Here is an 11,853-nt window from a genome sequence, read left to right as displayed (position 1 = left end):
ATGCTGGCGCTCGCGATGCCGGTGCCCCGTATGCGGTCTATCTACGACGCCCCAAAGAGATACCCGGAGAACACCATCAATTGCACGCTCTCGTTTATGCGGAAGATGGCTTGCTTATGCCCAATGGCCCATATTGCAGAGATTTTTTTGATTGGCGGTCGCGGCAACCAGCGCATCGCCATGTCGTCGGACCTGATCCGCGACCGGTAATCAAAAAAATGTTTGTGCTAAACCGCTCCACAGACGTGCGCAGCCGGCATCGGCCTGAATCCTCGCCAGATCTGGGCCAGTGCGGGCGTTCTCATATTATGTGCGCATAGTTGCGACCTGCGCATAGGGGTCGGGAGTACGCGCATCGGCGGGTTTCGGAGTGGACCAGCCGTTCGAGTGACCACAGCATCCCTGCGCCTGCCTCGCTACCGGATTCCGATAATCATCGAGTTTTGCCCGACCAGCGGCTCGACTCTAACCTCCCGGAAACCTGCCTCGGTCATCCATTCACGGCACTGCCTGGCGGTATAGTCGAAACCACCGGGGGTCTCGATCAGCATGTTCAAACTCATCAGCAAACCGAAAACGTTCCGTTTGCGTTCGTCGTCAATCACCGCGTCGTAGACGATCAAACATCCGCCAGCAGGCAGCGCCTCGTAACTCTTCGCGAGTAACTCGCGCTTCTGTTCGAGATTCCAGTCGTGAAGAATGTGTCCCATCACCAGCACGTCGGCCGAAGGCAACTCGTCTTTGAAGAAGTCGCCTGGATGAAAGTGAATTCGATCCTGTAGATCGTTCGCCGCAATGTAGTCGTTGAACACGGGACTGACCGCGGGCAGATCGAACCCAATACCCGCAAGATGCTCGTGCGCACGCGCGACCTCCGCCGCCAAGGCACCCTGCGCAGTACCGACGTCGACGAACGAGCGATAGTTCTGCCATGGAAATTTCTGCGCAATCTCTTTTGCCAGGTCCAGACTCACGCCAGTCATCGCGCCCAGAAACTCACGGAGCCCGCGTTCGTCCTGATAGATTGCGTGGAATGGGTCACCGCCCTGCTTTGCTTCGTTCTGCGGTAGCCCGGTGCGCAGCGCTTCGGTCAGCGAACCCCAGAACGGGTATAAGCGGTTGTTGGTCATGAGCAACAGTCCTCCGATACAACCCGGCTTTGCTCTGTCTAGAAACGCACCTGCGTCAGCAGTGTTCCGGTACAGGCCGTCGTCTCGATCCAGGACCCCTAGCGCAACCAGAGCATCGAGAAAGTCCAGCGCCGATCTCGGATGCAACTGCAATTCCTCGATCAGTTGGGTCGCATTGCGGGGGCCCTTCCCAAGAACCGTGAACAGGTCGAGTTCGACCGCGGATAGCAGCGTCTTTGAGGCCCAAAAGCCCATCGCCAACTGAAGCAGCTTTTGGGGAGAGTCGGCGGACGCACTCCCGGTTTCAGACGTGAAGGTGCTCGATTGCGTTTCCATTGGCTTGTTTCCTTTCGCAGAGGTACTAAGGTGTTCCCCGCCGGCCTTGCTTCGCTATGTGAATCTTCTTCTGAAACGTACCGACTCCGTTGGCGACGACGACTTCCTGGTGAATCGAATTTCCTGTTTGCAACAACAGAACACTGCGCCGGCGAACATTATTCCCCCGCTTGCCTCACATTCCACACATCGGCGACGCGTCGTTACGTTGCTCGATGTCGTGCCAGCGCCGCCACGCCCCCCAGGGAGCCTCGCCAATTACATCGCACGTAATGGAAAGTGCTCACTGACCGAAGATTGGATGACACGGAACAAACACCGGGTGTTAGCTGTTATGTGGTTGTTCTCCCCGGCCTTTACTTCCTCGCGAGTCAGTCATGACGCTATTCGATCCAGACAAACTGCTACGTCCTGTCGATGACCATTCCCCGACCGGCGATAACCTCGAATACGACCCGGAATTCATCGCTCTCGAACAGATCGCAACGCCGATATCCGAGCGGGCGATGGGCGACAGCCTGAAGGCCGCCGTAGAACCCGACTGGGACAGGGTGGCAAGCGCCGCCGAGGCTTTATTCAGCCATACCAAGGATCTGCGCGTAGCGATCCATCTCACGGCTGCCTCGGCCCGCATACACGGCGTCGCAGGTTGGAGCGCCGGCCTTGGGCTGGTTCGTGGTCTGCTGGAGCGTTACTGGGATGAAGTGCACCCCCAGTTGGATGCCGACGACGACAACGACGTGACGGCGCGCTCCAACGCGATCAAGCCACTTGGCGATCCCCGGAGTGTGCTCGCGTATTTCCGCAAGGCGCCCTTCGTGACCTCGCCTCGGCTCGGCCGCTTTTCGTTGCGCGATCTGCGCATCGCGACAGGCGCAATCGATCCGACGCCATCCGCCGAGGGCGTGCCGCCGACACTGCCCGAGCTCGAAGCGTGCTGCATCGATTGCCCCGTCGACCAGTTACCCGCTGCGTCAGCGGCGCTTGCCTGCGCGCTGGATCACGCGCGCGCCATCGCTGCGATTGCGGGCGAAAAGCTGGGTGCGGCCGGCCCCGATCTGAACCAGCTCTGCGGCGATATCGAAGAACTGAAGAAGTTCGTCGATACGCAATTGTCGAGGCGCTTTCCAGAACTCGGCGAAGCACACACCTCAGGATTGGCGTCGGCCGGCGAGGACGCGCCCGGCGAGCATCCACTCGCCAAACCGGGCCCCCGGCGCGATGATGAAAAAAATAACGGGCGAATCCAGGGACCTGACGACATCGCCCTGCGTCTCGATGAAATTTGCGAATACTATGAACATCACGAACCGTCCAGTCCGCTTCCGGTCCTGCTCAAGCGAGCCCGACGTCTGGTCGGCAAGAGCTTCGCGGAGGTCCTGAAAAACGTCGCACCCGGCAGCCTTGCGGAACTGCAGACGCTGGCCGGGCCCGAGGAAGAATAAATGCCGCGGGCCACTATCGAGCAAAGGCTGACCAGCAAAACAGCACGGCGCTCACCACGACTACGCAGAGCAGCAACGTGCACGCGGCAAGCAGCCGGATACCGTAGCCCCGGCGCGGTGTCGCCCCTTCAGCACTGCGGGCGCCGTCGGCCGCCCGCCCCTCGCTATTGCCGGCACCCGCAGTATCCCCAACCATCGATTCGAGCAAGACGCGGCGGCGTTGCCGATATTCGTTGCGCTGAATCCGCTGCAAGCGATGAGCTTGGTCGAGCGCACGCAATGCTTCGTTGACCTGTTGTTCGTCCACTCTCATTCCTGCCGCCTCCTCTTTCCATCGCCGGCACTTCCGGGCGTGTGCTCGTTCAGCGCCTCGCTCTTGTCGAGCGCTCCGCCGAGGCCGCGCTCCCGTTGCTGCTTGCCGTTGCGATTGGCAAGCTCATCGCAGGAAATCACGATGCTTCAAACCGTACGATGACGGCGGAGATGTTGTCGCGCGCGGGGCGAGCCAGGGCGAGCTCGAACAGGCGCTCGATCTGCCGGCCTGGACTATGAGGCTCACGAAAAGTCGCCGTCAATTCGCCGTCGCTCAATTCCTTGTTGACGCCATCCGAGCACAGCAGAAATTGCATGCCGGGACGGCTGGCGGCAACGGCCCAGTCAACGTAGAGCGTTTCATGGGCTCCAACCGCTCGGGTCAGCACGCCCGCGCCGGCGCCGGCCTGCGCGCCGCGTCCAGAATGCATGACGTCAATCGGCCGAACTTCCGCGTGGTCGCGGGTGAGTTGCGTCAGTGCGCCGTTTTCCTGCACGTACACCCGGCTATCGCCGACCCAGCCGCACAACACGAACTGCGGGTCATGCACCAGCAGCGCGACGGTCGAGCCGATCAGGTCGGCTCGCCGCGTGGCGGCGGCCTCGCGCAGTTCGGTGTTCACCTGCTGCAGACCGTCTTCGATCGCGGCAATGAAGTCGAACACGTCGTCATTGCGTTTCAGCGCGCCGAGCCGCTCGACGATCAGCGCGCTCGCGTAGTCGCCCGCGCAATGGCCGCCCAGACCATCGGCCACCGCCCACAGTCCGAGGTCCTCGCGAACGAGAATCGCGTCTTCATTGCGGCTGCGCACGTTGCCTGTCTCGGTGCGCCCCGCGGAGCGGCAACGCGTCGTCATGAGCCGACTTTGATCACGGCCAGTGGCCATTGCGCGGGCCGCCCGGCCAGCCCCGCGCACGCCGCGAGATGCAGGCGGGCGTCCTCGTTCGTGGGCAAGGCCAGCGCATCGCTCAGACACGCGCGCGAAAGCTCGGTGAGCGCGCGCGTGACGAGCAGCAGCAGCCGGTCCCCGTCCTCGAGCGTGACCCACGCTTCGTCGCAATCGGGCTCTTCGGCGGCACCGATGCCCGGCATCGTGAGCCAGGCATTGCCGAACAACAGATCGTCGAATTCGCCGCCCGCGCCGGCCGCCCGCTCGACGAACAGCGGTTGTAACTGGCCACGCCGGTAGTGCCAGGCAGCCACCGCGCCGACGCGCAGCAATCGCACCTGCGCTGCGTCGAAACGCGCGACGAGGGCGGCGCCGTTTTCTGTTGCTGCGTGGCGTGCATCGTGCCGCGCCTCGCGCAATTGCGCGTGCAGCGCCAGCAGGCCAGACCGCAAACCAGGCAGATCCGCCGCGCAGCGCTGCGCCGTCTCGCGAATGGCGCGGGCCGCGTCTCGCTGCGGGTGGGACGGCCCGTCGTTGGCGCTCAGCACCAGCGTACGGCCGTCGTCGAGCAGCAGTAATGCGTCGTCGGGGTCCGCAGAGGGATGGATTGCCGATACGGCTACGGGCAACGCTCGATCGTCAATATGCGACGCAAGCGGGGCGCACACCCTGTATGGCGCGTCCAACGACGGCACATTCGTCGATGGATCACCGGGGGCTGCCCCGGTGAATGCCAATCCATCGACGGCCAACGGATCGGACGTCTCATGCATCGCCACCGGGTCCAGCAACGCCGCATAGCTCTGCGGCAAGCCGCGTGTGGCGAGCAGGCGTCCGGCGCCCTCCGTCCACCAGAGGCACCAAGGCCCCGGCCGCCGGCCGAGCTGCGACCAGGCTTCGGCCAGCATCACCGCTGCGGTTGCGCCTTCGGGCAGCCCCAATTGCCATTGGCCGCCATCCCACGGCAGCGCGCGCCAGAGCGTGGCCATGTCCGTCGCCGGTTCCGCGCGCGTCTGCGGACCGGGCAATGCCGTCACGCTCGCGTCGAACGTTTCGACGCTCACGGCTTCGCGCTGGGCGCCGCGATAGACGCGCTCGAGTGCGTCGAACCATGCGTGATTGCCGAGCAGCGTCGCGATATCACTGCCGCTGGGCGCAGCCAGCACCATTGGGAAGGCTCGGCCGAGCCGGTCGTGAGCCGGGCCGATCAGCCCACACCATGTGACGTTGCCGCACACCCCTGCGGGCAGCACGAAGCGCCACGCCGCGCCCTGCCGCCACGCGCCGTGCCAGTGCGCGCCGAACTCGCGGCATCCGGCTTCGATCGCGCGCTGGAAGTGACGGTCCCAGCTTTCGACGAATGCCGATGGCAGCCGCCGCTGAACGAAATCGCCCGCACCGGGCAGCTTGCCGAAGAAGCCGACGCCGCCGTTCATCGCGGGCACCTGAAACGCCGGACCGCATCGTTGAGGAATGGGCTCTGCAGACTCGCTGGCGCGACAGGCAACTTCGCGGCATGGCCGCCGAAGTCGAAACTCGCCAGATAGCGCAGCTCGCTCTGCTTTTGCAGATGACCGGCATCGAGAGCGTGAAAGAGCGCCCACTCGCCGTCGAACTTCAGCGGCGTACCGACGATTTGCCCCGACGCGTCGAACGCGCTGACGACCACATGCCCAGGCTGCGGTCCGGGCCAAGTCATCTGCATGCTGGCGGGACCATTACCCGCACTACCGGTGTAGTCGTACTTCTGCCCGTCGACCTCGACAGTCAACCTCGCGATCGACGGGTCGAGCTGCGGCGCGAGCAACGTAAAGCCGACCTGCGGCTGCGCGCCATTGCGGAAATAGATCTGGCGGATCGCGTCGGCGGTCTGCGCCTCGCTCAGCACGGCATCCGGACCGGCAGCAGAGCCAGGCTTCCAGCGCCAGTTGCGACCACTGGTATCGACGGACCTCGCAAGCGTCGACTTGAAGAAGCTGTCGAAGCGGCCGCCGCTGCCAAACAGCTCCGCGAAATTCTGCAAGGGAATATCCGATGTGCCGTTCGACGCGAACGGAAAGCGTCCGTCCACGAAACTCGCACAGTCGTTGCCCGCCGCCTCGCGAAACTGGCTGGCGAGCGCTGCGCTGCCGCCGCTTGCGACGAGTTCCACGCTCTTGCCTGTCAAGCCAGAGATCAGCGTAGCCACCTGCGGCGGCAACTGGTCGCTCTCCTGGCGCGCCGCGAGCACGGCCGGGTTGTTCTGCGTGCCGGGCGCGCTCAGGTCGGTCATCGTGAGCAGGTTCTTGCCGAGTTGGTCGAGCACGGTGCTCATCTGATCGAGCGGCGTCGAACCGGGTGTGCCGACGCTCACCTGGTTCAACTGTGCGAAATGCGCCTCGATGGCGGCGCCCGGCTGGCTGGCCGACGCCTGGCCCGAACCCACGCCAGCGTTTGCGGCATTTGCGCCGCGGCTGCCCGGTGGCCCGTTCGGCAGCGTCGCGCCCGCACCACGCAGCTCGCGTGCGAGACGCGTGTTCAGCGCGCGTCGCGTGACGAGGTTCTCGCCGACCGTCGCCGCCTCCGCACCCACCGCCGACGCCGACGAAGCCGGCGTTGCACCGTCGACCGTGGGACCGCGCAACATATCACTGGTGTTGTCACGCACGAGATGCAACAGCGCCTTTAGCGGCGAACTCGGGCCCGACAGTTTCGCGGCCAGCGCACTCGCGCCCTGAATATCGGACACCGGCTGAAGCTGGAGATCGGACAGCAGCGCGTCCCATGCCTTGATGTAATCCTGCTCGTACAGCGTCAGCACTTGCTGCTCATAGCGCGAGCGAGCGAGCGGATCGATGCGGCTGGCGTTGAACACCCAGTAGTCTTTCACGAAACCGTCCACCGACCGATCGATTCCGCCGTACGCCTCCGCGGCGAATACCGGCCTCGTGAACAGTGCGGGAAACGGCTGCGAAAGTGGTGCACCGCTTTTCCGGTTGAATACATTGCCAAGAAGTCCTAGAGACTGATCGAGACGCACCGGCGGCGCACCCGAACGATTCGCGTCGAGCTGGACGCTGCCGTAGATCAGCGTAGCGAGATCGGCCGTCTTCAGCGTCGCCCGTGCCTGATCGATCAGCGCATTGTCGAGTGTCAGGGCGCGCGGCTTTACCGGATCGTCGACCAATGCAGAAAAGTGCTTGTCGAGCGCCTTCTGGATCGTCGGGTCCTGCGGGAACAGACGTTGCCATTCGATGCGGGCGAGCGCGGCCAGCTCGCCAGGATCGAAATGCTGAGGCTGGCCCAGCATCAGATAGCCCTTCAGGTAGTCGTAGAGCGACTGCGGATCGTTCGCGCTGGCGCTGAGTCCTTCGCGAAAGCGCACGCCCGCGCCGGGCAGCAAAGTGCCATCCAGTTCGCGCAGATACGCGCGATGCACCTGCTCGAATAGCGCGTGCCCCTGGAACAGGCCTAAGCGCATCAGCCATGGCACATGGCCCTGATATCGACCCGCGACGTCCTGTGCGCCGGAGATGACTTCGAGGCGAGCAAGCGCACGCGCGAAATAAGCCTTGATGTCCGGTGCTGCGGCGAGGCTGCTGGCGGGCGGCAAACCTTCCAGCGAGTCCCGGACCTCCGCGACGTAAAGGCGGTTGCGCGTGTAGCTGGTGGCGAAGCCGCCAATCAATAGCGTCGTGACGAGCGCGATGCCCAGGTACGCGCCGGTCTGCATCAGAAGCATCCGCCGTTCAAGCCGCGGATTGGTGCCGACGAGGCCCGACTCGCGGAATAGCACTTCTTTCAGCAGCCGCTCGACGAAATAGGTCCGCGCTTGCGTGCTGCCGCCCTGCACGCGTGCAGCGTCGACGCCGAAGGTGCGCGCGACCGCGCTCAGCATACGGTCGATGGGCGCGTCCTGCTGGGTGCCGGAGGTCAGATAGACGCCGCGCAGCAGCGGTGTTGCGCCGTATTGATGCCGCCCGAACACGCCTTCGACGAACTGCCGGGCGATTTCGCGAAACGCCCCGAGCTGCTGCGGAAAGCTGAGCACGGCGGCGCGCCGGCTGCGATCGCGCTCTCCATGCAAACGCTCGATCACACGCGTATTGAGACGCTCCAGCAAGAGGTCGAACTCGCCCGCGAAGCACGCACAGGCGCTGCCTTCGATACCCGCCGCGACGGGAAACGTCATGCCCCAGACCTGGCTGCGCAGATCAGGCCCGAGGTCGTCGAAGAACTCGGTGAAACCCGCCACGAGATCGCACTTGGTGAACACGAGGTACACGGGCACCGCCACCTTCAGATGCTGAGCGAGTTCGTCCAGGCGCCGACGCACCGCGCGCGCGTGCTGTTGACGCGCCGCTTCGTCGAGTGTCAGCAGATCGGACACGCTCATCGTCACGATCACGCCGTTCAACGGACGGCGTCGCCGGTACCGGCGCAATAGCGACAGAAATGCCAGCCATGCCGAAGCATCGGCGGTCGCATCGGAGTCCTGCGTGGTGTAGCGGCCCGCGGTGTCCAGAAACACAGCTTCGTCGGTGAACCACCAGTCGCAGTTGCGCGTGCCGCCGATGCCACGCAGCGCCTGCTTGCCGAAGCGCTCCGACAGCGGAAACTCCAGGCCGGAATTCTGCACCAGCGTGCTCTTGCCCGAGCCTGGCGGACCGATCACGACATACCAGGGTAGCGCATAGAGGTTGCTGCCGTTTGTGCGCGTCTTGCGCAACGTGTCGATCGCTTCGCGAAAGCGCAGCTGCAACTGCTCGCGCTCGGCGCCGGCGGGAAGCTCGGCGTCCTGCCCCGCAAGCTCGCCAGACAATTGCGACGTCTTGCGCCGCGCGCGCCATTGCAATGCCTGCTCGTAAAGCAGCCAGGCCAGCACGAGCGCGAAGATCAGCGCGAGCCGCGCTGCGGGGCTCGCGAGCGGTTGCCGTGCGCCGATGCCCAGGTAAGGACCGCCCAGCCAGATCAGCGCAGCGATCAGCAGCAGGCCGATCGCGACGGGGAACCACCGGGACGTCACCCAGTTCTTCAGTGTTTTCATGGGCTCAGTGCTCCGGGATATACAGGATTTCCACGCGCCGGTTGCGCGCGCGGTTCGCCGGTAGATCGACCGGCGTCGCGCTCGGCTGCGAGGAACCGGCGCCGCTCGCTTCGAGGCGATTGGGATCGTCGAGTCCTTGCGCGAGAATCCGCTGCGTGTTTTGTGCGCGCGCCGTGGAGAGCGCGAAGTTGTCCTTGAAGGACAGCGAACGTACAGGCTGGTCGTCCGTGTGGCCGACCACGATCACCCGGCCCTTCAACTGGTTCAGCGCCCACGTGATCCGGTGCAGCAACGGCACGACGTCGGGCGCGATGTCGGCGCCACCGGACGGAAACAGTTCGGCGGCGGCGAGACGCACGGTGTCACGACCGTCGGATTGCTCGTCAACGCTCAACTGGCCCGCTTGCTCCTGCGGCGCGAGCAGTTGCTTGAGCGTCACCCGTGCAGCCGCGGGTGCGGGCGCGATGCCTTGCGGCGGCGGCGCGTTTTCCAGGCCGATCGCGGCAAGCTGCGCGCTGACTGGCGCGGCGATCGCGTTGAGCTTCGTGAAGAACACCAGGAACGCCCCGAGCAGCACGACGGCCGCCGCCGATGCGGCCACCCACAGCGGCACATGCCGCATCACAGGATTGCGGCGGTCTTCGACACCGCGCCAATGTGGCGCGAGCTCGGTGGCGGGCGCTTCGCGCAGGCCGCGAATGCGCCGATAGAGATCGTCCTGAATGTCAGCGAGACGCGCGAGGCCGCCTGGCTCCACGAGATACCGCCCGCCAAAGCCCAGCGCGAGACAGATGTACATCAGCTCGATCAGATCGAGATGGCGCGAGAAGTCGACGCTCAGGCGATCGAGGATCTGGAAGAACTTCGCACCGCCGTAGGCCTCGCCGTGAAAGGTCACGAGCAAGGTCTTTTGCGCCCAGCCGCTCATGTCGCCCCACGGTGCGTTGTTCACCGCCTCGTCGAGCATCGTGCAGAGCACATAGCGCGCCGCCATGATGGCTTGCGTGTCGACGCCGGCGGACTGTGCATGGCGCTCGAAACTGCGAACCTGGGCGACGGCCTGCTCGCGCAGACGGCCAACGTCGGCCGGCGGCGATACGCTGTGCCGCAACTGCACGGTCAATAGCAGCAGCGGATTGGCCGCGCGCACGAGCGGATTGCCGACACCGCTCAGGAAGTCACTCAGTTCGGCGCGCAGCGGCGCCTTGCCCGACGACTGTGATGAGCGGGTTCCCTGTATGACGCGCGAGGCCGGCGGTATGGGCGACACGATACGGGTGCCGTCGTCGGCGTCGGCGCTGGCAGAGCGTTGCGGGCGCACCATCGTGGCATTGCTATCCTGGGCCGCGTTGCCGGCACGATCGTTGTTCGCGTTCATGCGCGTACGGCCCACAGTTGCAGGTCAAGACCGGCGAAGCCGCTGCCGAAGTGCATCGCGATGCCGCCCGACGTCTTCAACATGCGCCACATTGGCGAGTTTCTGTCGCACTCGAAATAGAGAAATCCGGATGTGTACGGCAACTGGCGCGGCGCGACCGCCATCGGCGACACGCCGATGCCCGGCAATTGCAGGTTCACCAGATCGCGGATTTTTTCCACGGGACCGATCTTCGATTGCGCGGGCAATTGCCGTCGCATGTCCTCCGATTTCAGGTCCGCCTTCGCCGCAAGCACGAAAGTGGCGGTGTCAAGCAGCGTGACATCGGGCACCATGCCCACCCACACCCCGTATTTGCGTTGCTGCAGCGCAATCGCGACTGCACTCTGTTCGAGCACCGCGCTCAACGCGATCCGCAGCGCCGCAATCACCGGCTCGAAGCTTTCGCGCAGCAGTTCGTGCCGATACGGAGGGAAAGCCCGCGCGCGCTTGCCCGGCGCGGTGAACGTGGCCAATTCTCCAGCCAGTTCCAGCAGCAGCCTGTAAAGCGCTTCGGGATGCAGCAATGGTGCTTGCGCGAGATGCGCGACGAGCGGCTGATAGCGGTTAATCACCTGCAGCATCAGAAAGTCCGCGATTTCCGCGGCGCCGCCCCGATCGGTCTCGGCCACGCGCCCCGCCAGCGCCTCGCCGCGCTGATGCAGCAGCCCGAGCAGTTCGGACATGAACGTCACGAGCCGTGCGGCCGCTTCGGTGCTCTGCGCAGTCGGCATGAAACCCTCGTCGAGCATCACCCGCCGGTCTGCACGGCATTCGACGACGCGCGCCAACGGAATCCGCATCAGACCTTCCATCGGCTGCGACTCGGGTAAGAGCCGCGTGCTCATGCCGGCCACCTCGAGCGCGGTCGCGCCTTCCATGCTGCCCGACGCATCGTGCACTTCGGTTTCGCGCACGCGATAGCGGAACAACCGATCGCCACCGGTGTCGGGCCATGCGCTGTCCGGCTGGGTGCGCGAGCGCAGCGGCAAAGTCAGATGCACGATCTGGTCGCGCCAGTTCGGATCGATGTCGAGTGGCGGCGGTAGCGGATCGTCGCCGGGCATCGCAAACGGCGTGCCGTCGGGAAACACGCCGCGTGCACGCTTGATGCCGAGTTTGCCGATTGCGAGCAGGTCGCTTTCCACTTCGAGTTCGTGAAAGCCCCATGCGTGCGGACGCAGGCTGCCGGCGCGCAGTTCCACGTAACGCTCGAAATAGCGTTCCTGCTGCTGCATGTGCTGCGGCCTCAGAAACAGGCCTTCGCTCCAAATCACCTTGTTGCTCTGGGTCATGT

At 64.6% G+C, this 11,853-nt stretch carries 10 protein-coding genes; 2 read left to right on the top strand and 8 right to left on the bottom strand.

All coding sequences use genetic code 11. The features are described from left to right. On the top strand, nt 1-210 hold the full coding sequence (locus AB3X96_RS05295; protein ID WP_368588877.1) for a hypothetical protein: 210 nt from the start codon (nt 1-3) through the stop codon (nt 208-210). Between the two features lie 206 nt (nt 211-416). Here AB3X96_RS05295 and AB3X96_RS05290 read toward each other — a convergent pair whose 3' ends face one another. Then, the gene (locus AB3X96_RS05290; RefSeq protein WP_368588876.1) at nt 417-1,466 is read right to left on the bottom strand and encodes a methyltransferase; all 1,050 of its coding nucleotides are present in this window, start codon (nt 1,464-1,466) and stop codon (nt 417-419) included. Between the two features lie 377 nt (nt 1,467-1,843). Here AB3X96_RS05290 and tssA point away from each other — a divergent pair, with 377 nt between their 5' ends. After that, a complete protein-coding gene (tssA, locus tag AB3X96_RS05285) occupies nt 1,844-2,911 on the top strand; it encodes a type VI secretion system protein TssA (RefSeq protein ID WP_368588875.1) in 1,068 nt (355 codons plus the stop codon). A 13-nt stretch (nt 2,912-2,924) separates the two neighbouring features. Here tssA and AB3X96_RS05280 read toward each other — a convergent pair whose 3' ends face one another. Genes AB3X96_RS05280 through tssK form a run of 7 tightly spaced genes read right to left on the bottom strand, consistent with a single transcriptional unit; the run spans nt 2,925 to nt 11,851 of the window. Continuing rightward, a complete protein-coding gene (locus AB3X96_RS05280; protein WP_368588874.1) occupies nt 2,925-3,218 on the bottom strand; it encodes a hypothetical protein in 294 nt (97 codons plus the stop codon). A gap of 2 nt (nt 3,219-3,220) precedes the next feature. Beyond that, a complete protein-coding gene (locus AB3X96_RS05275; RefSeq protein ID WP_368588873.1) occupies nt 3,221-3,364 on the bottom strand; it encodes a hypothetical protein in 144 nt (47 codons plus the stop codon). Then, nucleotides 3,361-4,080 (bottom strand): PP2C family serine/threonine-protein phosphatase, encoded by a 720-nt coding sequence (locus AB3X96_RS05270; protein ID WP_368588872.1) that lies wholly within the window; start codon nt 4,078-4,080, stop codon nt 3,361-3,363. The genes AB3X96_RS05275 and AB3X96_RS05270 overlap by 4 nt, the downstream gene beginning before the upstream one ends. After that, complete coding sequence (gene tagF, locus AB3X96_RS05265) at nt 4,077-5,549, bottom strand: type VI secretion system-associated protein TagF (protein ID WP_368588871.1); 1,473 nt, start codon at nt 5,547-5,549, stop codon at nt 4,077-4,079. Before tagF ends, AB3X96_RS05270 begins: the two co-directional genes overlap by 4 nt. Further along, nucleotides 5,546-9,139, bottom strand: coding sequence for a type VI secretion system membrane subunit TssM (tssM, locus tag AB3X96_RS05260; protein WP_368588870.1), 3,594 nt, complete (start codon nt 9,137-9,139; stop codon nt 5,546-5,548). Before tssM ends, tagF begins: the two co-directional genes overlap by 4 nt. Nucleotides 9,140-9,143: 4 nt before the next feature. Next, nucleotides 9,144-10,517: a type IVB secretion system protein IcmH/DotU gene (icmH, locus tag AB3X96_RS05255; RefSeq protein ID WP_368588869.1), complete on the bottom strand. Its 1,374-nt coding sequence runs from the start codon at nt 10,515-10,517 to the stop codon at nt 9,144-9,146. After that, on the bottom strand, nt 10,514-11,851 hold the full coding sequence (tssK, locus tag AB3X96_RS05250) for a type VI secretion system baseplate subunit TssK (RefSeq protein ID WP_368588868.1): 1,338 nt from the start codon (nt 11,849-11,851) through the stop codon (nt 10,514-10,516). The genes icmH and tssK overlap by 4 nt, the downstream gene beginning before the upstream one ends. Between the last annotated feature and the right edge of the window lie 2 nt (nt 11,852-11,853).

The sequence above is a fragment of the Paraburkholderia sp. BR13439 genome (assembly GCF_040948805.1).
Classification (GTDB): Bacteria; Pseudomonadota; Gammaproteobacteria; order Burkholderiales; family Burkholderiaceae; genus Paraburkholderia; species Paraburkholderia youngii.
Note: the sequence above shows the minus strand (reverse complement) of the source record. Positions and strands in the feature narration are given on the sequence as shown.